Origin of the sequence: Streptomyces sp. NPDC048565, assembly GCF_040650935.1 — a bacterium.
Lineage (GTDB): Bacteria > Actinomycetota > Actinomycetes > Streptomycetales > Streptomycetaceae > Streptomyces.
On sequence record NZ_JBEZIH010000004.1, the window covers coordinates 113,576 to 133,710 of the forward strand.

Genomic DNA, 20,135 nt, shown 5'->3' on the forward strand with positions numbered 1-20,135 from the left:
GGACCGTCATCGGGAAGTCCCTTCAAGAGTACGGATGGCGAGCACGGGGCCGGCGAGGATGTCCAGGTCGGGCTTGACCTGGTCGCGCTCGGGGACGAACTTGACCGAGGGGTCGGGTGCGTCGGGGGCGTTGACGAAGGTGACGAAGCGCCGCAGCCGCTCCGGGTCGTCGATGGTCTCGGCCCACTCGTCGCGGTAGCCGGTGACATGGTCGGCCATCAGCCGCTCCAGTTCGTCGCAGAGGCCCAGCGAGTCGTGGACGACGACGTCCCGCACGTGGTCCAGGCCGCCCTCGATCCGGTCCAGCCAGGTCGAGGTGCGTTCGAGGCGGTCCGCCGTGCGGATGTAGAACATCAGGAACCGGTCGATGAGACGGACCAGTTCGGCGTCGGAGAGGTCCTGGGCGAGCAGGTCAGCGTGGCGCGGGGTGGCGCCGCCGTTGCCGCCCACGTAGAGGTTCCAGCCCTGTGCCGTGGCGATGATCCCGAAGTCCTTGCCACGGGCCTCCGCGCACTCCCTGGCGCAGCCCGAGACCGCCGACTTCAGCTTGTGCGGGGAGCGCAGACCCCGGTAGCGCAGCTCCAGGTCGATGGCCATCCTCACCGAGTCCTGCACGCCGTAGCGGCACCAGGTCTGCCCCACACAGGACTTGACCGTGCGCAACGACTTCCCATACGCGTGTCCCGACTCGAAGCCCGCGTCCACCAGACGCGTCCAGATCAGCGGCAGCTGGTCGACGCGGGCGCCGAAGAGGTCGATCCGCTGGCCGCCGGTGATCTTCGTGTAGAGACCGAAGTCCCGGGCCACCTCGCCGATCACGATCAGCTTCTCCGGGGTGATCTCGCCGCCGGGGATGCGCGGCACGACGGAGTACGAGCCGTTGCGCTGGAGGTTGGCCAGGAAGTGGTCGTTGGTGTCCTGGAGGGCCGCCTGCTCGCCGTCCAGGACGTAACCGCTGGCGCCGACCGTCGGGGCGAGCGAGGCGATGACCGAGCCGACCGTGGGCTTGCAGATCTCGCAGCCGTCGCCGCCACGCGCCTCCTCGCGGCCGTGCGAGTCGAGGAGTCCGGCGTACGTCGTGATGCCCAGGGTGCGGACGATCTCGTACAGCTCACCGCGGGTGTACGCGAAGCAGCCGCACAGTCCCTGGTCCTCGGGCTGCGGCAGCAGCTGTCCGATGACCTTGACGCAACTCCCGCAGCCCGTACCGGCCTTGGTGCACTTCTTCACCTCGGGCAGCGTGGTGTGCTCGCAGATCGCACCCTTGGTGACGTTGTGGCAGGAGCAGATCACGGCCTCGTCGGGCAGCGCGGACGGGCCGAGGACGACCGGGCCGCCGCCCGCGCCGGCCGGCAGCACCAGCTGCTCGGGGGCGACGGGGAGCACCGTGCCGGTCATCGGCCGCAGCGTGCCGTACTGGTCGGCGTCACCGACCAGGACCCCGCCGAGCAGGGTGCCGTCCTGGCCGATCACCAGCTTCTTGTAGACACCCGAGCGGGAGTCCGCGTACACGACGTCGAGGCAGCCGTCGGCCGCGCCGTGCGCGTCACCGAAGGAGGCGACGTCCACACCGAGCAGCTTCAGCTTCGTCGAGAGGTCGGCGCCTGTGAAGGAGGCCGCGTTGCCCGCGATCACCTCGGCCGCCGCAAGGGCCATCTCGTAACCCGGTGCCACAAGACCGTAGACCCGGCCGTCCGAGGCCACCGCGCACTCGCCTATCGCGAAGACGTCCCGGTCGGAGGTGCGGCACTCCTCGTCGATGACGATGCCGCCGCGCGGGCCGACCGCCAGACCGCAGTCGCGGGCCAGCTGGTCCCGGGGGCGTACGCCGGCGGAGAAGACGACGAGATCCGTCTCCAGCGAGGAACCGTCCGACAGGGACATGCCGACGACCCGGCCGTCCCCGCCCACGGTGACCTCCTGGGTGCCGACACCCGTGTGCACGGAGAGGCCCATGTTCTCGATGGTGCGCAGCAGCGCGGCACCGCCGCCGTCGTCGACCTGGACCGGCATCAGCCGGGGGGCGAACTCCACGACGTGCGTGTCGAGCCCGAGCCCCTTCAGCGCGCCGGCGGCCTCAAGACCGAGAAGCCCGCCGCCGACGACCGCGCCGGTCCTCGCGTGCTTCGCGAACTCCTCGATCGCGAGGAGGTCCTCGATGGTGCGGTAGACGAAGCAGCCCTCGGCGTCCTTGCCGGGCACGGGCGGGACGAAGGGGTACGAGCCGGTGGCCAGAACCAGCGTGTCGTAGGAGAGGACCTCCCCGGAGCGTGCGGTGACCGTGCGCCCCTCACGGTCGATGCTCTCCGCCGGATCACCGACGCGCAGCTCGATGCCGTGGCGCGCCATGAAGTCCGGCTCGACGAGCGACAGATCCTCGGGCGTCCTGCCGGAGAAGTACGAGGTCAGCTGCACCCTGTCGTACGCGGGGCGGGGCTCCTCGCAGAGCACGACGACCCTGGCGGTGCCGGCGGCCGCGGTCAGTCCGCGGTCGGCGAGCGCTTCCAGGAACCGCTGTCCGACCATGCCGTGCCCGACGACCACGATCGTCGGCACGCCTGCGGTGGGAGCGGTCGGGGGAGTGGACACCGGCATCAGGAGCCTCCGTCGTTGGTGAGCAGGTGGAGCGGGGACATGTCGGTGGGGAGGGCGTCGGCGTCGTCGTACTGCCAGGTCCACGTGCCGGGTTCGCCGCCCGTGTCCTCATGCCGACGAGCGTGCGCGGCGGGTGTTACCCGACCGCATCCCTCCTGTTTCCCGGCGGGAACCTTGCGCTCAGCGCGCGCGGACGGCCTCTGTGAGGGCCGGACGGACGGCGGGACGGATGGCGGGATGGATGGTCGGCAACTGGTTGGACGGACCCTCTAAGCTCGCGGATATGCCCGAGATCACGCTGACCACCCTCGTTCTGCTCTGTCTGGCCGCCGCCGTGGCCGGCTGGATCGACGCGGTGGTGGGCGGCGGCGGCCTGCTCCTCCTGCCCGCCCTGCTGCTGGGTCTCCCGCACGTCCCGGCCGCGCACGTCCTGGGCACCAACAAGGCCGTCGCGATCGTCGGGACCTCGGGCGCCGCCGTGACCTACGTACGGAAGGCGCCGGTGCAGGTGGGGGCCGCCGTGCGGATCGGGCTCATGGCGCTCGCCGGGTCGATGACCGGTGCCTTCTTCGCCGCGGGCATCAGCAGCGATCTGCTGCGTCCGGTGATCATGGTGGTGCTGCTGGCCGTCGCGGCCTTCGTGATGCTGCGGCCGTCCTTCGGCACGGCGGCGGCAGGCGACGGCACCGACCGGAAGGTCACGCGGGCCCGCGCGGTCACCGCGGTGGTGCTGGTCGGCGGTGGCATCGGCTTCTACGACGGGCTGTTCGGGCCCGGCACGGGCACCTTCCTGGTGCTGGCGCTGACCGCGGTGCTCCACCTCGACCTGGTCACCGCATCCGCCACCGCCAAGATCGTGAACGTCTGCACCAATGGCGGTGCGCTGGCGATGTTCGCCTACCAGGGCACCGTCCTGTGGCAGCTGGCCGCGCTGATGGCCGTATTCAATCTGGCGGGCGGGATGCTCGGGGCGCGGATGGCTCTCCGCAAGGGCAGCGACTTCGTCCGCGGGGTCCTGCTGATCGTGGTGTTCTCGCTGGTCGCCAAGCTCGGCTTCGACCAGTGGACCGCCTGACCCGGGCGGTGCTCGTCGGGCGGTGCTCGTCGGGCGGGCCCGCCGGTCCGGTGCTGCCCGGTTCGGTGTTCTCCGGTTCAGTGCTCCCCCGTGAGGTGGGCGTACGCCACTACATTGCCCTGGTAGCCCGTCTCGCGGGTGAAACCGCCGCCGCAGGTGATCAACCGCAGGGAAGCGTGCGGGGTGGGGCCGTAGACCCGCTTGTCGGGGAACGCGTCGTTCTCGTACACCTCGACCGCGTCGACCGAGAAGACGGCGGTGCGGCCGTCCCGGCGGTCGATCTCGACCTCCGCGCCCTTCTTCAGGGAGCCGAGTGCGTAGAACACGGACGGCCCCTCAGCGTTGTCGACGTGGCCGGCCACGACGGCGGTGCCCTTGGCGCCGGGCGGTGTGCCCCCCTCGAACCAGCCCGCGAGATTCCGGTCGGCGGCGGGTGGAGCGTCGAGGCTGCCGTCCGCGCCCAGCGCGAGGCCCGTCATGGGCGCGTCCACCCCGATGCCCGGGATGCGGATCCTGACAGGTCCTGAGGCGCGCAGCGGTTCGGCGGCCCGGGCGCCAGGCCGCACCTCGGGGCCCGCCGCGAAGGCCTCGGCGGTGGACGGCTGGGGGGCGACGGTCCGGGGGGCCGCGCCGTTGTGGACCAGCCAGGTGCCGCACAGCGCGGCTACGCCCACCAGCCAGGCCCTGGCTCTGAGTGCCGTCCTGTCCACGTCCCGTCCTCCGCCGGCCGCCTCAGTGGCGGGGGCCGTCGGCGCGGCGGCGGCGCATGAGCAGCAGACCGCTGATGGACGCCGCCCCGACCAGGCCGGCGCCCGCGGCGAGCTGGGCGGTGTCGGGGGCGGCGCTGCCGCCCACACCCGTCCCGACATGGCCGGAGGGGCGGCTGGGGCTGGGACTGGGCGCGGTCGTGGGCCTGTGCCCGGGGGACACGGGAGGCTTCGCGGCGCCGGGGTCGGTCCCCGGGTCTGTGGCGGGGTCGGTCCCGCGCGAGGGCGGGGTCTCCGGGCGATCTCCCGGCTTCGTGCCGGGAGCCGTTCCGGTTCCGGTCCCGGGCTGCTGGAGCGTTCCGGCGCCGGACCCGTCCCCGATCCCCGTGTCGCCCTCTTCCTCCGCCTCCGCATCCGGCCAGGAGGAACCCGAAACCGCTGCCGGATCATCGGCCGCGTCCAGCCCCCCGCCCAGGTCCTGACCGTCGGCCGGTCCTGGGGCATCGGCTCCTGGGGCGTCGGCTCCGGCGTCATCGGCTGCCGGGCTTTCGGCCCCGAGGTTTCCCGCCACGAGGTTTCCGGCCACGCTGCCGGACCGGCCCAGGCCCCCGGCCGCCCCGCCGTCGTCGCAGGGGGCCGCCGCTTCGGTGCCCGCCGTGTCCTGGGCCCCGCAGTCCGCGGCCGCGCTGAACCCCGGTCTGCCGAGGCTGTCCGCGTGCGCGGACGGGATGGCGAGGCCGAGCGCGGCGGCGGTGAGTGCCGCGGCGGCGGTTCCGGTCACGAGGCGGGCAGGGCTGTGCATGGGAATCCTCCGGGCAGACGGATGTGTCCTGCCCTCGATGCAAGGCGCCCGGGCCTTCGGCCGCATGCTGACATGGCGTCAGTTTTCACCCGTACGGAGCCGGGAACGCGCCCGCCGGGGCGGACCCGGTGCAGGTCGCGGCGGTGAGCGAGGTCGCCCGGTTCGCCGGTGCCGATCGGGTGAGGCCAGTACCCCGAAAATGTGTGACGCAGCTCACATGTATGGGTGCCGGTGGGCCGGGCACACGGTCTCTACCCCCCCCCACGGGACGGCAGCCCCCCGCCGGCCCCGCGGCAGCCGCCCCCACCGGTTCATCCCCCCTTGGAACCGGTGGGAGCGGCGTCGTCCTTTCTCTCCTCGATCTCAGCTCGTCGCTGACCAGCCGACGTCCGGCGGGCGTACGCGGGCGCACCGCGGCCGGCCCCTGTCGTCGGTCAGACGGAGCGTGGCGGTGAGGTGCCCGGTGCGGGTGGCGGCCTCCAGGACCTGCGGGGCGATGTCGCTCATCATCAGCTTGGCCCGGCGGAACATGGTGAAGGTGCCGGAGTCGTCCACGGTGCCCCAGGACAGATGGACGAAGCGCCCCCCGAACCGGTTCTGGATGTACGGCCCCGACACCTCGATGCCCTCCTCGGTGGACAGGGCTGTGCAGTCCAGGGTCCAGGAGGCGCGCTCCGCGTCGCCGGGATGCAGTCCGAGCAGTTCGCCGGGGCGGTCCTTGCGCTGCACGCCGACGTGGATGTTCCGGTAGTCGGCGAAGTCGGTGTCGGGGCCGCAGGTGCGGCCCGGGAGTTCCGAGGCTTCGATGTGGATCTGCATGGCCCCATGGTCCCGCATGCCGCTGTGGCCGGGCGGCGTCGAAGGTCAGACGGTCTCGCGCGGAGCGTCCTCGTACACCTGGCCGAGCAGCTTCATGACGTCCTCGTCGACGGCGAAGGGGGTGTCGTCGATCCGGTGGACCGGTGCGATGCCCTGCGAGTTGGTGACGAACGCCGCCCGGTACGCGTCGAGTCCGTCCAGGGTCACCCCGCGCCGCACCGAGGGCGGACCGGCCTGTGGGAGTCCCCTCTCCAGCAGTGCCATGGTGATGCCGGTCAGTGCGGGCGCGTCCGGCCAGACGACCGAAGTGCCGTCCCAGAAGCCGATGTTGGTGATCGACCCCTCGGCCACCGTACCGCCGGGCAAGGTCAGCAGTGCCTCGTCGAAGCCCGCCTGCCTCGCCTGCTGCCCGTAGTAGGTCTGGCTGAACTCACCGGGACGCTTGATGTGCGGCACGGAGCGCGCGTACGGGACCGACATCAGGCTCCGCGGTGCGCCGTCCGCCCTGGCCGGCCCCCGCACCGTCACCATCAGCGCCGTCCGCGTGCTGCCGGGCGGCAGGAAGCCGTGCACCCGCACCGACGCGTCCCGTGCCCCGGCGCCGTCGAGCGCGTGCCCGATCAGCCCACGCAAGTACTCCCGTTCCAGGGGCAGTTCGAACAGCTCCCGGTTCGCGGATTCCAGCCGGTCCAGATGCAGGGCGAGGCCGCGCACCGTGCGCTCCCTGACCTGCATCGCGGTGAAATGGCCGAACCCGGAGAACGCGGGGATCCGCAGATCCTCCCCGGTGGCGGGGTGGCCGTCGAACTCGACGTAGAGGTCCGGTGCGGGGGATGTCATGGCCCTCAGCGTAGTGCCGCGGAGCCGCGCTTGACCTCAATCACGGTTGAGGTGTGAGTCTGCTCGGCATGGACCTCAACACAGCAGTTCCCGCCCCGACCGACGCCCCGCTGAAGGTGGCCGTGATCCTCGGCAGCAACCGCGAGGGCCGCTTCGGCCCCGTCGTCGCCCAGTGGTTCCTCGGGCGGGCCGACGGCCACCCGGACATCGAGACCGAGCTGATCGATGTCGCCGAGACCGAGCCGCCCGCCACCGTCGCCGTCGAGGTGGCCCCCCGACTGGCCCGTGCCGACGCCTTCGTCGTGCTGACCCCCGAGTACAACCACTCCTACCCGGCCCCGCTGAAGAACCTCATCGACCGGCACTTCGCCGAATGGCAGGCCAAGCCCGTCGCCTTCGTGTCGTACGGCGGAATCTCCGGCGGCCTGCGGGCCGTCGAACACCTGCGCCAGGTCTTCGCCGAACTGCACACCGTCACCGTCCGCGACACCGTCTCCTTCCACAACGCGGGCGCACTCTTCGACGACCGGGGCGTGCCCAAGGACCCGGTCCAGGTCGACGGGGCGGCCAAGCGGTTGCTCGACCAGCTCGTCTGGTGGGGCCGCGCCCTGCGCGAGGCCAGGACCCGGCACCCGTACGGCGGCTGAGGTCGCGGGAGCGACAATCGAGGGGCCACGGACACCGACAGCGAGGAGACCAGGGGATGACCGAGCCCGCATGGCTGACCGTACTGACCACGACGGACAGTGAGGAGAAGGCCAAGGCCCTGGCCGGGGGCGCGGTGGACGCACGACTCGCCGCCTGTGCCCAGATCTCCGCGCCCGTCATCTCCGTGTACCGGTGGGAGGGAGCCATCGAGTCCGGTGAGGAGTGGCAGGTGCTGTTCAAGACGACGGCCGGACGGTACGACGAGCTGGAGGCCCACCTGGTCGCCGCGCACGACTACGCGACGCCCGAGATCATCGCGACGCCCGTCGTGCGCGGCAGCCGGCGCTATCTCGACTGGGTGTCCGCGGAAACGGCGCCCGTCGCGACGCTGTGACCGAAGTCGAGCCGCCCTTCTTCGTGTACGGCACGCTGCTCCCCGGTGAGCCGAACCATGACCGGTTCCTCCGGGGCCGCACCCAGGAGGAGCGCCCGGCCCTGCTGCCCGGCGCCCTCCTCTACGAGGGTCCGGGCTATCCGTACGCGATCGAGGGCCACGGCACCGTCCGTGGCGCGCTGGTCACAGCGGCGCCCGGCGCGTACGCGGAACTGCTCGCGATGCTGGACGGCCTGGAGCAGTACCTGGGCCCGGACCACCCGCGCAATCTGTACGAGCGGGTGGCCCGGCGGGCCGTCCCCGTGACGCCGGACGCCCCTGTCGGTCCCGAGGCGGACCTTTCCGGCGGTCCCAGGACAGGCGCTTCCGGCGGTCCCGGGAAGGCCCCTTCCGGCCGGGGCGGGTCCGTCCGCGCCTGGGTCTATCTCGCCGCCGCCCCTGTCGCCCGCTCCCTGCGCGCCGGCGGCACACCCGTACCGAACGGCGACTGGCTCAGCCCGCCCCGCCGGCCCCGTCCGCCCCGCCCGACGCCGTGAGGTCATCCGTGAGCGCCTCCGTCACCCCCGGCTCCTTCGGGCCGAGGAAGTGCGGGTCCGGTTCGAACACGGCGTCCAGGAGTGCCTTGCCCGCCGCGAACACCTCCCGCGTCCCGCCGTAGTACCAGGTGACATCGTGGACGTCGTCGGCCCCCACCCCGTACGCCTCGATCCCCGCGGACCGGCAGAGGGCGATCGCCCGGCGTATGTGGAAGCCCTGGCTCACCAGCACGGCCCGGTCGACCCCGAATATCCTCTTGGCCCGGACGCAGGAGTCCCAGGTGTCGAAGCCCGCGTAGTCGCTGACGATCCGTCCGTCCGGGACGCCCCGCGCGGTGAGATACGTACGCATGGCGTCCGGTTCGTCGTACTCCGCGCGGCTGTTGTCCCCGGTGACCAGCACGACCCGGACCTTGCCCGCCCTGTACAGCTCGGCGGCGGCGTCCAGCCGGTGCGCGAGATAGGGCGAGGGCCGGCCCTCCCGCAGCCCCGCCCCGAACACCACGGCGACCTCCCGCGCCGGCGCGTCCGCCACCGTGCGCACCCGGGCGTCGGCCGCGGTGTGCAGCCAGGCCGCGGGCGCCAGCGCCACCGCGCAGGCCAGCATCAGCACCTGCACCAGCCGCCGCTGCCCCCGCCGGGTCCTCAACCACATGCGGCGCCCCTCCGCGCTCGTACCGGATCACTCGTGGACCGGCTCTCACAGGGAGGGGACGAACGGCGAGGGCGAACGGTTCGCTCCAGTGCGACCGGTGTGAACAGCCACTGACACCGAGGACCCCCGCCCTGTGAGGCGGACGCAAACACCCGTCACCGGTGCGAAACGGCCCGGCAACGTCCTCCCGGCACCATCGGTCCATGACGGAGCCGGCACCGGAACACCCCCGTGAGCCCCAGCCCCTCGACAGCGCAGCGCAGCTCCTGACCCGTATCACCGCACAGCTCGGCACCCAGCTCAGCCTCGTCTCCCTGAACGGAACCCGCAGGCCCATGCACCGCAGCCCCCGCAGCTCCGCCCCCACCCTGGTCGCCGTCGCGCACGGCAGCCGGGACCCGCAGGCCCTGCGCACCGTCCTGGAGCTGCTGGACCGGGTACGGGAGCTGCGGCCGTGCCTCGACGTCAGGCTCGGCCACATCGAGCTCAACGAGCCCCTGCTGCCGGACACACTCGACGCCGTCGGGCGGGGCGACGCCGTGCTCGTACCGCTGCTGCTCGGCCGGGGTCACCACGTACGGCACGACCTGCCCCGGGCCGCGGCGTCCGCGCCCCGGCTCAGGACCCGGATCGCGGCCCCGCTCGGACCGCACCCCCTGCTCGTCGAAGCCCTGTACGAGCGCCTTCTGGAGGCGGGCTGGCGGGACGAGGACGCCAGGAGCGGCAACACCGCCGTCGTGCTGGCCGCCGCCGGGTCGCGCGACCCCGACTCGGACGTCGACGCGCGCCGTACCGCCGCGATGCTCAGCGACCGCATCGGCGGAGTGCCCGTCATACCCGCGTACGCATCGGCGGCCACGCCCGACGTGCCGGCCGCCGTGCGGGCGCTCGCCGCCCGTGGCCGCCACCGGGTGGCCCTCGCGTCGTACTTCACGGCCCCCGGCCGCTTCGCGACCCTCTCGGCCGCCGCCGCACCGGGCATCGCCGCGGCTCCCATCGGCGCACACCCCGCCCTGGCACGCCTCCTGCTCCACCGCTACGACCAGGCCCTGACCGGCCCGGCCCCCGCAGCCGGCGCCCTGACGCACCCGCCCCTCCTGGCCTCCGCCTGACCCCTCCTGTCAGCCCGCCGGTCTAATGTCAAAGACATGGACGGTACGCACGACCCCAGGGACACGCCCGACACGCCCTACGGCGCCGCCGACACCGAGCGCTGGGACACCGAGCCCGACAAGCGGCCAGGCCGCACCGCCTTCCAGCGTGACCGTGCCCGGGTGCTCCACTCCGCCGCCCTGCGCAGGCTCGCCGGCAAGACCCAGGTCGTCACGCCAGGCACCCGCGGTCTGGCCTGGGACGCCAGTCCCCGGACCCGGCTCACCCACTCCCTGGAGTGCGCCCAGGTCGGCCGGGAGCTCGGCGCCGCGCTCGGCTGCGACCCCGACCTCGTGGAAGCGGCCTGCCTCTCCCACGACATGGGCCACCCGCCCTTCGGCCACAACGGCGAACAGGCGCTCAACGACTTCGCCTCGGACTGCGGCGGCTTCGAGGGGAACGCCCAGTCGCTGCGCCTGCTGACCCGGCTCGAACCCAAGCGCTTCGTCCGCGACCCGCGCAGCGGCGAGCTCGTCAGTGTCGGACTCAATCTGACCCGGGCCGCCCTGGACGCCGCCACCAAATACCCCTGGCCCCGGGGCGAGCACCCCGCCGACCCCGGCTCACCGAAATTCGGGGTGTACGAGGACGACCTGCCGGTCTTCTCCTGGATCCGCAAGGGCGCGCCGCAGGACGGCAGATGCTTCGAGGCCCAGGTGATGGACTGGTCCGACGACGTCGCCTACTCCGTGCACGACTTCGAGGACGGACTGCACGCCGGACACATCGACCCGGGCTGCCTCTTCTCCGAACCGGAGCGCGCGGAGATCTGGGGCGTCGCCATCGGACGGTACGTCCCGGCGGACACCGACCCGCAGGAGCTCGCCGACGCCCTCGACCGGCTCACCGCCCAGGAGTGGTGGCCACACGGCTACGACGGCACGGCGGTCGCCCAGGCCCGGCTGAAGGACACGACGAGCCAGCTCATCGGCCGGTTCTGCCTCGCGGCCGAGGCCGCGACCCACTCCGCGTACGGACCTGGGCGGCTCGGCAGATACGGCGCCGAGCTGATCGTCCCGCGTGAGGTGCGCAACGAATGCGCCGTCCTCAAGGCCGTCGCCGACCGTTACGTCATGCAGCGCGCCGAGCAGGAGGCCATCCGCGCGGACCAGCGGATCGTCATCGCCGAGCTGGCCGCCGCCCTGACCGCCCGCGCGCCCGAAGGTCTTGAGCCGCAGTTCCACGCGCTGTACACGGCGGCCCCCGACGACCGGGCCCGCAAGAGGGTACTCGTCGACCAGATCGCCGCACTGACGGACGCCTCCGCGCGGTCCCTTCACGGGAGTCTCACGAGCATTGGGCAGACTGGGGCATGACCGGGCCACATGCCAGCGGCGGTGACCTGATCGGGGCACACCCTCTTTCGCCATCACCCTGCGTGCGGGACGCTCGCAGGTGGCGGCGCCGCGCAGCACAGTACCGAGGAGGCATCAAGTGGTCGACGCACATCGGACGTTCGTCATCATCGGCGGAGGGCTCGCCGGAGCGAAGGCGGCCGAGACACTCCGGGCGGAGGGCTTCAGCGGCCGGGTGATCCTCATCGGCGACGAGCGCGACCATCCCTACGAGCGGCCTCCCCTGTCCAAGGGCTACCTCCTGGGCAAGGACGAGCGGGACTCCACCTTCGTCCACGAGACCGCCTGGTACGCGGGCGCCGACATCGAGCTGCACCTCGGCCAGATGGTCACCTCCATCGACCGGGACGGCCGGTCGGTGCAGCTCGGCGACAACACCGTCGTCCACTACGACAAGCTGCTGCTGGCCACCGGAGCCGAGCCCCGCCGCCTCGACATCCCGGGCACCGACCTGGTGGGCGTCCACCACCTGCGCCGCCTCGCCCACGCCGACCGGCTGCGTAACGTCCTCGCCGCCCTCGGCCGCGACAACGGCCACCTGGTGATCGCCGGAGCCGGCTGGATCGGCCTGGAGGTCGCCGCGGCGGCCCGCGGCTACGGCGCCGAGGTCACCGTCGTCGCCCCGTCGGCGACCCCGCTGCACCACGTCGTCGGCCCCGAGGTCGGCCAGATCTTCACCGAGCTGCACGCCGAGCACGGCGTCCGTTTCCACTTCGGCGCCCGCCTCACCGAGATCACCGGGCAGGACGGCCTGGTCCTCGCCGCCCGTACCGACGACGGCGAGGAGCACCCCGCCCACGACGTGCTCGCCGCGATCGGCGCGGCCCCGCGCACCTCGCTGGCCGAGGCCGCCGGGCTCGACACAGCGAGCCGTGCCGAGGGCGGCGGTGTCGTCGTCGACGCCTCGCTGCGTACCTCCGACCCGCACATCTACGCCGCCGGGGACATCGCGTCCGTGGACCATCCGCTCTTCGGGGGCCGGCTGCGCGTGGAGCACTGGGCGAACGCCCTGAACACCGGCCCCGCCGCCGCGAAGGCGATGCTCGGCCAGGACGTCCCGTACGACCGTGTGCCGTACTTCTTCTCCGACCAGTACGACCTCGGTCTGGAGTACTCCGGCTGGGCGCCGCCCGGTTCGTACGACCAGGTCGTCATCCGGGGCGACGCCGGAAAGCGCGAGTTCATCGCCTTCTGGCTGAAGGACCACCGGGTGCTCGCCGGGATGAACGTCAATGTGTGGGACGTCACCGAGAGCATCCAGAAGCTGATCAGGGCCGCGGAGCCGGTCGATCCGGACACCCTGGGCGACCCCACGGTGCCGCTGGACTCGCTGCTCTGAGCGCCGGCCCGGGCATCGGACGACCGGCCGGCGCCCGGGGAGGGCCCCGCGCAGCCGGCCGGTCCCGGTCGTCCGGCCCCACCCGTAGACTTCACACGTGGCAGGCAGGATCAATGACGACGACGTGAAGGCGGTCCGGGACGCGGTCCCGATCGACGCCGTCGTGTCCGAGTACCTTCAGCTGCGCAACGCGGGCGGCGGAAACCTCAAGGGACTCTGCCCCTTCCACGACGAGAAGTCCCCCTCCTTCCAGGTGAGTCCGGGCAAGGGCCTGTTCCACTGCTTCGGCTGCCAGGAGGGCGGCGACACGATCGCCTTCGTGATGAAGATCGATCACCTCACCTTCTCGGAGACGGTCGAGCGCCTCGCCGGCCAGGCGGGCATCACCCTGCGGTACGAGGAGGGTGGCTACAACCCCTCCCACCAGCGCGGCGAGCGCATCCGCCTGGTCGAGGCACACAAGATCGCCGCCGACTTCTACCGCGAGCAGCTGAACGGCCCGGAAGCGGAGATCGGCCGGGCGTTCCTCGCCGCACGCGGCTTCGACCAGGACGCGGCGGCCCACTTCGGCGTCGGCTACAGCCCCGCCGGCTGGGACCACCTCACCCGCTTCCTGCGCGGCAAGGGCTTCAGCGACAAGGAGCTCATCAGCTCCGGTCTCTCCCAGGACGGCCGCCGCGGCCCCATCGACCGCTTCCGCGGCCGGCTGATGTGGCCGATCAGCGACACCTCGGGCGACACCGTCGGCTTCGGTGCCCGCAAGCTCCGCGACGACGACAACGGCCCGAAGTACCTCAACACCCCCGAGACCTCGATCTACAAGAAGTCCCAGGTGCTGTACGGCATCGACCTGGCCAAGAAGGACATCGCCAAGGCGAGCAGAGCCGTCGTCGTCGAGGGATACACCGATGTCATGGCCTGCCACCTCGCCGGGGTCACTACCGCCATCGCCACCTGCGGCACCTCGTTCGGCAACGACCACATCAAGATCCTCCGACGGCTCCTGATGGACAACGGCAGCGCCCGCGTCATCTTCACCTTCGACGGTGACGCCGCGGGCCAGAAGGCCGCCCTGCGCGCCTTCGAGGACGACCAGAAGTTCGCCGCCGAGACGTACATCGCCATCGCCCCCGACAACATGGACCCGTGCGACCTGCGGCTCGCCAAGGGTGACGACGCCGTCCGCGACCTGGTCGAGCCCCGCACCCCGCTCTTCGAGTTCGCGCTCCGCCAGATCGTCGGCCGATACGACCTGGAGACCCCGGCGGGCCGCGCCGCGGCGCTCGACGAGGCCGGGCCCGTGGTCGCCCGTATCAAGAACAGTTCCTCGCAGCACGAGGTCGCCGTCCAGCTGGCCGGGCTGCTCGGCATCCTGGACACCCAGTTCGTGGTCAAGCGCGTCGGGCAGCTCGCCCGCTGGGCCCGCGACCGGGGCGAGCGCGGCCCCTCGCGGGGCGGGCCCTCCCGGGGCGGCCCCCCGCGCGAGCAGATCCAGGCGCCGAAGGCACCGCCGGGCCCCGCGCTCAACCTCCGCAGCCCCGCCCACCGCACGGAGCGCGAGCTGCTCAAGCTCGCCCTGCAGAAGCCCGCCCTGGTCTCCCCGGCGTTCGACGCGTACGGCGTCGACGAGTTCACCGCCCCGCCGTACGCGGCGGTGCGCCAGTGCATCGCGGAGGCCGGCGGCGCGGAGCTGGGCGTCGCCGAGACCCGCGAATATCTGGTCCAGGTGCTCGACGCGACCCCCGACGACACGGTGCGCAAGCTCGTCACCGAGCTCGCCGTCGAGGTCTTCCACGGCAAGTCCATCGACGAGTCGTACGCCGGCCAGCATCTGGTCAAGGTCCGTCTGCGCGCCGTCGACCGCAGGATCGACGACGTCCAGGGCAGCCTCGCCCGGCTCGGCAGCAATGTCGCCCCGGATCATCTGGCGGCCGCGCAGAACGAGGTCTGGGTCCTCCAGCAGTACGCCCAGTCGCTGCGCAGCCACGGCGCCGACGCCCTCTGACCCGATATACGGCCCCCGGGCCGCCCCGCCACGCTCCGGACCCAGAAAGTCACCGCACGCCCCTCGTGGCAGTGATGTGTCGTACCCCACACTGGGGGACGGTGCCTGAGTCATCGGAGCGCGGCCGGTCCGCCCGGGGCGGACCTCCATCCCCCGCGATCCGGCAGCGATCACCTGGAGGTCGCCCCCGTGCAGACCCGGACCGTGCCGACCACGACCGAGCATGTCCCGGCGATTCCCGCGCAGAACCGGGTCACGCGTCACCCGGAGACGACGGGCACGCCCGAGCCGGTGCTGGAGGAACCGGTGGAGCCTCCCGAGTCCTCCGAGTCGCGCGGCCGCCCGGAAACAGGCGGCCCGACATCCGATCTCTTCCGCCAGTACCTGCGGGAGATAGGCCGGATACCGCTGCTCAGCGCCGCCGACGAGGTGGACCTCGCCCGCCGGGTCGAAGCGGGACTCTTCGCCGAGGAACGACTGACCGGCACCCCGGAACCCGACGCCGGGCTCGCCCTCGACCTGGACCGGATCGTGGTCATGGGGCGGATGGCGAAGCGCCGGCTCATCGAGGCCAACCTCCGCCTCGTGGTCTCCGTGGCCAAGCGCTACGTGGGACGGGGCCTGACCATGCTCGACCTGGTCCAGGAGGGGAACCTCGGGCTGATCAGAGCGGTCGAGAAATTCGACTACGCGCGGGGCTACAAGTTCTCCACGTACGCGACCTGGTGGATCCGCCAGGCGATGTCCCGCGCACTGGCCGACCAGGCCAGGACCATAAGAGTCCCGGTGCACGTCGTCGAGCTGATCAACCGGGTCGTCCGCGTCCAGCGCCGCATGCTCCAGGAACGCGGCTACGAGCCGACGGCCGAAGAGGTCGCCGCCCAGCTCGACCTGACGCCCGAACGCGTCGTCGAGGTCCGGCGGCTCGCCCAGGAACCCGTGTCCCTGCACGCCCCCGTGGGCGAGGAGGACGACGTCGCCTTCGGTGACCTCATCGAGGACGGCGACGCCGCCTCACCCGTGGAGACCGCGGCCTTCCTCCTGCTGCGCCGGCACCTGGAGACGGTGCTCTCCACCCTGGGGGAGCGGGAGAGGAAGGTCGTCCAGCTGCGCTACGGGCTGGACGACGGGCGGCCCCGCACGCTCGAGGAGATCGGCAGGCTCTTCGGCGTGACACGCGAACGCATCCGCCAGATCGAGTCCAAGACGCTCGACAAGCTACGGGGCCACGCCTTCGCCGACCAGCTCAGGGGCTACCTGGACTGAGCGGCGGCGGCTCGTGAACCCCCTACGAACCGCTTCCGCCGCCCTTCTTCCGCCTCTCCGCCGCTGCCCCCAGCAGAGCGCCGGCCGATACGCCCAGGACCATCCCGACGCCGACGCCCAGGGCCAGATTTCCGGTCAGCGCACCGAACGCCACCCCGAGCCCCGTACCCACGCTCATTCCGAGCGCGACGCCGGTCCCGCGATCGCCGCCTGCCCTCTTTCCCCCGCCGCGCTCTGCCATCCTCGCCCCGTTCCCCCTCGTACCGCTGCCGGACGGCGCCGTCAGTCGACCTCGGCCGGCGCCTCGGCGAACTGCGCCGCGTACAGCCGGGCGTAGGCGCCCTTGGCGGCCAGCAGTTCGTCGTGCGTGCCCTGCTCGACGATCGAGCCGTTCTCCATCACGAGGATCACATCCGCGTCCCGGATCGTCGAGAGCCGGTGCGCGATCACGAAGCTCGTACGGCCGTGGGCCAGCCGTGCCATCGCCTTCTGGATCAGCACCTCGGTACGCGTGTCCACCGAGCTGGTGGCCTCGTCGAGCACCAGGATCACCGGGTCGGACAGGAACGCCCGCGCGATGGTGATCAGCTGCTTCTCGCCCGCGCTGACCCCGGCGCCCTCGTCGTCGATCACCGAGTCGTACCCGTCGGGGAGCGTACGGACGAAACGGTCGGCGTGGGCCGCCCGCGCGGCCTCCTCGATCTCCTCACGGGTCACATCGCGCGAGGCACCGTAGGCGATGTTCTCCGCGATCGTGCCGCCGAACAGCCAGGTGTCCTGGAGCACCATGCCTATGCCCGACCGGAGTTCGTCCCGCGACATCTTCGCCGCGTCGACCCCGTCGAGGGTGATCCGGCCGCCCGTGACCTCGTAGAACCGCATCAGCAGATTGACCAGCGTCGTCTTGCCCGCGCCGGTCGGGCCCACGATCGCGACCGTGTGACCCGGCTCCACGCTCAGCGAGAGATCCTCGATGAGCGGCTTCTCCGGGTCGTACCTGAAGGACACGTTCTCCAGCGCGACACTGCCGCGCAGCTCCTTCGGCCGCTCGGCCGGGTCGGGGTCGGGCGCCTGCTCCTCGGCGTCCAGCAGGCCGAAGACCCGCTCGGCGGACGCGATGCCCGACTGCACCAGGTTCGCCATCGAGGCGACCTGCGTCAGCGGCATCGAGAACTGCCGCGAGTACTGGATGAACGCCTGGACATCACCGATCGACAGGGCACCCGACGCCACCCGCAGCCCGCCGACGACCGCGACCAGCACATAGTTCAGGTTCGACACGAACATCATCAGCGGCTGCATGATCCCGCTGTTGAACTGGGCCTTGAAGCCCGCCTCGTACAGCGCGTCGTTCTGCTCGGCGAAGTCCTTCGCGGACTCCTCCTGCCGACCGAAGACCTTCACCAGGCTGTGGCCGGTGTACATCTCCTCGATGTGGGCGTTGAGCTTGCCCGTCACCTTCCACTGCGCCACGAAGTGCGGCTGCGAGCGCTTGCCGACGCGCGCCGCGACGAACACGGACAGCGGGATCGTCACCAGCGCGACCAGGGCGAGCAGCGGCGAGATCCAGAACATCATGATCAGCACACCGACGATGGTCAGCAGGGAGTTGATGAGCTGGCCCATCGTCTGCTGCATCGTCTGCGAGATGTTGTCGATGTCGTTCGTCGCCCGGCTCAGCACCTCACCGCGCTGCTGCCGGTCGAAATAGGAGAGCGGGAGCCGTGCCAGCTTGGTCTGCAGGTCCTCGCGCAGCTGGAAGACGACCCGGTTGATCACCCGGATCGACAGCCGGGTCGACACCAGCATCAGCAGCCCCGCGCCGACGTACACCACCAGCGCCGCCAGCAGGACCTGCCCCACCGCGCCGAAGTCGATGCCGTCGCCCGGGGTGAAGTCCACCCCGCTCAGCATGTCGGCGAGCCCGCCGTTGCCCTGCTCGCGCAGGCCGTCGACGGCCTGGTCCTTCGTCGTGCCGCCCGGTATCTGCCGTCCGACGACACCCGCGAAGATCAGGTCCGTCGCCTTACCGAGGATCTTCGGTCCCACCACGGAGAACGCCACGCTCAGCGTGCCGGCCGCCAGCATCAGATACAGCGAGGACTTCTCCTTGCTGAACCTCCGCAGAAGCCGCTTCCCGGACCCCTTGAAGTCCATGGACCGCTCGGTGGGCGCTCCGGCCATCATCCGTCCGCCCGGTCCAGCCATCAGGCGGCCTCCGCTTCCGTCAGCTGGGAGAGCACGATCTCCCGGTAGGTTTCATTGCCGTCCATCAGCTCGTGATGGCTGCCCGTCCCGACGACCCGGCCCTCGTCCAGCACCAGGATCCGGTCGGCGTCACGGATCGTGGACACCCGCTGCGCCACGATCACCACGGTCGCCCCCTCCGTCTCGCGGGACAGCGCGGCGCGCAGCGCGGCGTCCGTCGCGTAGTCCAGGGCCGAGAACGAGTCGTCGAAGAGATAGATCTCCGGCTGCTGCACCAGCGTCCGCGCGATGGCGAGCCGTTGCCGCTGGCCACCGGAGACATTGGTGCCGCCCTGAGCTATCGGTGCGTGCAGACCGTGTTCGAGACCCTCCACGAAGCCCTTCGCCTGCGCCACGTCCAGCGCGTGCCACAGCTCCTCGTCGGTGGCGTCCGGATTGCCGTAGCGCAGATTCGTCGCGACCGTCCCCGAGAAGAGATACGGCTTCTGCGGGACCAGGCTCACGGTCTTCGCCAGCAGCACCGGATCCAGGGTCCGCACATCCGTACCGTCGACCAGTACATCGCCGTCAGTCGCGTCGAACAGCCGAGGTACGAGCCCGAGCAGCGTCGACTTCCCGCTGCCCGTCGACCCGATGATCGCGGTCGTCTCCCCGGGCCGCGCCACGAGATCGACCGAGCGCAGCACCGGTTCCTCGGCACCCGGGAAGCGGAACTCCGCGTCCCGTATCTCCAGATGGCCGTGCTTGAGCAGCTTCGTGACCGGGGAGGTGGGCGGGACCACGCTCGACTCGGTCCCCAGGACCTCCTCGATGCGCTCGGCGCAGACCTCCGCGCGCGGCACCATGATGAACATGAAGGTGGCCATCATCACCGACATCACGATCTGCATCAGATACGCGAGGAAGGCGGTCAGTGCCCCGATCTGCATCCCGCCGCTGTCGATGCGGTGCGCGCCGAACCAGACCACGGCGATGGACGACAGGTTCACCACGGTCATCACCGTCGGGAACATGAGAGCCATCAGCCGCCCCGTCGACAGCGCCACCGCCGTCAGCTCCGTGTTGGCACCGCGGAAGCGTTTCTCCTCGTAGTCGTCACGGATGAAGGCACGGATGACGCGGTTGCCGGTGATCTGCTCCCGCAGCACACGGTTCACCTTGTCCAGCCGCACCTGCATCGTGCGGAACAGAGGCCGCATCCTGCGCACGATGAGGCTCACCGCGATACCGAGAACCGGCAGCACGCCCAGCAGCACCGCCGACAGCGGGATGTCCTGACCGAGCGCCATGATGACGCCGCCGACACACATGATGGGCGCCGAAACCATCAAGGTGAACGCCATCAGGACGAGCATCTGGATCTGCTGCACGTCATTGGTCGTACGGGTGATCAGCGAAGGAGCCCCGAACCGCCCCACCTCACGGGCGGAGAACGACTGCACCCGGTCGAAGATCGACGCCCGCACGTCCCGTCCGAGAGCGGAGGCCGTACGGGCGCCGTAGTAGACCGCCCCGACGTTGCAGATGATCTGGATGACGCTGACGGCGATCATCACGCCGCCGAATTCCAGGATGTAGCCCGTGTCACCCTGCACGACACCGTTGTCGATGATGTCCGCGTTGAGGGTGGGCAGATAGAGGCTTGCGCAGGTCTGCAGGAGCTGGAGCAGCACCAGCAGCACGATGGGACGTCTGTACGGACCCAGATAGGTCCGCAGGAGTTTTATGAGCACGCGAGT

At 71.3% G+C, this 20,135-nt stretch carries 18 protein-coding genes; 9 read left to right on the forward strand and 9 right to left on the reverse strand.

What is annotated here, in order from left to right:
• Positions 1-6: 6 nt before the first annotated feature.
• Complete coding sequence (nirB, locus tag AB0C75_RS06740) at positions 7-2,595, reverse strand: nitrite reductase large subunit NirB (protein ID WP_362887789.1); 2,589 nt, start codon at positions 2,593-2,595, stop codon at positions 7-9.
• A 283-nt stretch (positions 2,596-2,878) separates the two neighbouring features.
• Here nirB and AB0C75_RS06745 point away from each other — a divergent pair, with 283 nt between their 5' ends.
• Positions 2,879-3,670, forward strand: coding sequence for a TSUP family transporter (locus tag AB0C75_RS06745; protein WP_362887791.1), 792 nt, complete (start codon positions 2,879-2,881; stop codon positions 3,668-3,670).
• Between the two features lie 77 nt (positions 3,671-3,747).
• Here AB0C75_RS06745 and AB0C75_RS06750 read toward each other — a convergent pair whose 3' ends face one another.
• The 4 genes from AB0C75_RS06750 to AB0C75_RS06765 all read right to left on the reverse strand — a co-directional run bounded on the left by AB0C75_RS06750 (position 3,748) and on the right by AB0C75_RS06765 (position 6,838).
• Positions 3,748-4,380, reverse strand: a complete 633-nt coding sequence (locus AB0C75_RS06750; RefSeq protein WP_362887793.1) for a class F sortase — start codon at positions 4,378-4,380, stop codon at positions 3,748-3,750.
• Between the two features lie 22 nt (positions 4,381-4,402).
• Positions 4,403-5,179: a hypothetical protein gene (locus tag AB0C75_RS06755; RefSeq protein WP_362887795.1), complete on the reverse strand. Its 777-nt coding sequence runs from the start codon at positions 5,177-5,179 to the stop codon at positions 4,403-4,405.
• Between the two features lie 363 nt (positions 5,180-5,542).
• On the reverse strand, positions 5,543-5,998 hold the full coding sequence (locus AB0C75_RS06760; protein ID WP_362887797.1) for a DUF5990 family protein: 456 nt from the start codon (positions 5,996-5,998) through the stop codon (positions 5,543-5,545).
• A 45-nt stretch (positions 5,999-6,043) separates the two neighbouring features.
• Positions 6,044-6,838: an aminotransferase class IV gene (locus tag AB0C75_RS06765; RefSeq protein WP_362887799.1), complete on the reverse strand. Its 795-nt coding sequence runs from the start codon at positions 6,836-6,838 to the stop codon at positions 6,044-6,046.
• A 68-nt stretch (positions 6,839-6,906) separates the two neighbouring features.
• Here AB0C75_RS06765 and AB0C75_RS06770 point away from each other — a divergent pair, with 68 nt between their 5' ends.
• From AB0C75_RS06770 to AB0C75_RS06780, 3 genes are read left to right on the forward strand one after another with little or no spacing between them, the layout of a single operon-like run.
• Complete coding sequence (locus tag AB0C75_RS06770; RefSeq protein WP_362887801.1) at positions 6,907-7,485, forward strand: NAD(P)H-dependent oxidoreductase; 579 nt, start codon at positions 6,907-6,909, stop codon at positions 7,483-7,485.
• A gap of 56 nt (positions 7,486-7,541) precedes the next feature.
• Positions 7,542-7,880 carry a divalent-cation tolerance protein CutA gene (cutA, locus tag AB0C75_RS06775; protein ID WP_362887802.1) on the forward strand — a complete coding sequence of 113 codons (339 nt, stop codon included), beginning with the start codon at positions 7,542-7,544 and terminating at the stop codon, positions 7,878-7,880.
• Positions 7,877-8,416 carry a gamma-glutamylcyclotransferase family protein gene (locus tag AB0C75_RS06780; protein WP_362887804.1) on the forward strand — a complete coding sequence of 180 codons (540 nt, stop codon included), beginning with the start codon at positions 7,877-7,879 and terminating at the stop codon, positions 8,414-8,416. Before cutA ends, AB0C75_RS06780 begins: the two co-directional genes overlap by 4 nt.
• Here the strand turns inward: AB0C75_RS06780 and AB0C75_RS06785 are convergent.
• Positions 8,373-9,071, reverse strand: a complete 699-nt coding sequence (locus tag AB0C75_RS06785; protein ID WP_362887806.1) for an ElyC/SanA/YdcF family protein — start codon at positions 9,069-9,071, stop codon at positions 8,373-8,375. The two genes, AB0C75_RS06780 and AB0C75_RS06785, sit on opposite strands and share 44 nt — an antisense overlap.
• Before the next feature lie 203 nt (positions 9,072-9,274).
• On the opposite strand from AB0C75_RS06785, the gene AB0C75_RS06790 reads away from it, so the two are divergent.
• The 5 genes from AB0C75_RS06790 to AB0C75_RS06810 all read left to right on the forward strand — a co-directional run bounded on the left by AB0C75_RS06790 (position 9,275) and on the right by AB0C75_RS06810 (position 16,188).
• On the forward strand, positions 9,275-10,183 hold the full coding sequence (locus tag AB0C75_RS06790; RefSeq protein WP_362887808.1) for a sirohydrochlorin chelatase: 909 nt from the start codon (positions 9,275-9,277) through the stop codon (positions 10,181-10,183).
• 36 nt (positions 10,184-10,219) lie between these two features.
• Positions 10,220-11,539, forward strand: a complete 1,320-nt coding sequence (locus tag AB0C75_RS06795) for a deoxyguanosinetriphosphate triphosphohydrolase (protein ID WP_362887810.1) — start codon at positions 10,220-10,222, stop codon at positions 11,537-11,539.
• A 118-nt stretch (positions 11,540-11,657) separates the two neighbouring features.
• A complete protein-coding gene (locus AB0C75_RS06800) occupies positions 11,658-12,917 on the forward strand; it encodes an FAD-dependent oxidoreductase (protein WP_362887811.1) in 1,260 nt (419 codons plus the stop codon).
• Between the two features lie 97 nt (positions 12,918-13,014).
• Positions 13,015-14,922, forward strand: coding sequence for a DNA primase (dnaG, locus tag AB0C75_RS06805; protein ID WP_362887813.1), 1,908 nt, complete (start codon positions 13,015-13,017; stop codon positions 14,920-14,922).
• 189 nt (positions 14,923-15,111) lie between these two features.
• On the forward strand, positions 15,112-16,188 hold the full coding sequence (locus AB0C75_RS06810) for an RNA polymerase sigma factor (protein ID WP_362887815.1): 1,077 nt from the start codon (positions 15,112-15,114) through the stop codon (positions 16,186-16,188).
• 22 nt (positions 16,189-16,210) lie between these two features.
• On the opposite strand, the gene AB0C75_RS06815 is transcribed toward AB0C75_RS06810, so the two are convergent.
• Genes AB0C75_RS06815 through AB0C75_RS06825 form a run of 3 tightly spaced genes read right to left on the reverse strand, consistent with a single transcriptional unit; the run spans position 16,211 to position 20,129 of the window.
• Positions 16,211-16,429, reverse strand: coding sequence for a hypothetical protein (locus AB0C75_RS06815; RefSeq protein ID WP_362887817.1), 219 nt, complete (start codon positions 16,427-16,429; stop codon positions 16,211-16,213).
• Between the two features lie 41 nt (positions 16,430-16,470).
• On the reverse strand, positions 16,471-18,396 hold the full coding sequence (locus AB0C75_RS06820; protein ID WP_362887819.1) for an ABC transporter ATP-binding protein: 1,926 nt from the start codon (positions 18,394-18,396) through the stop codon (positions 16,471-16,473).
• Positions 18,396-20,129, reverse strand: a complete 1,734-nt coding sequence (locus tag AB0C75_RS06825) for an ABC transporter ATP-binding protein (RefSeq protein ID WP_362887821.1) — start codon at positions 20,127-20,129, stop codon at positions 18,396-18,398. The genes AB0C75_RS06820 and AB0C75_RS06825 overlap by 1 nt, the downstream gene beginning before the upstream one ends.
• Positions 20,130-20,135: the final 6 nt, after the last annotated feature.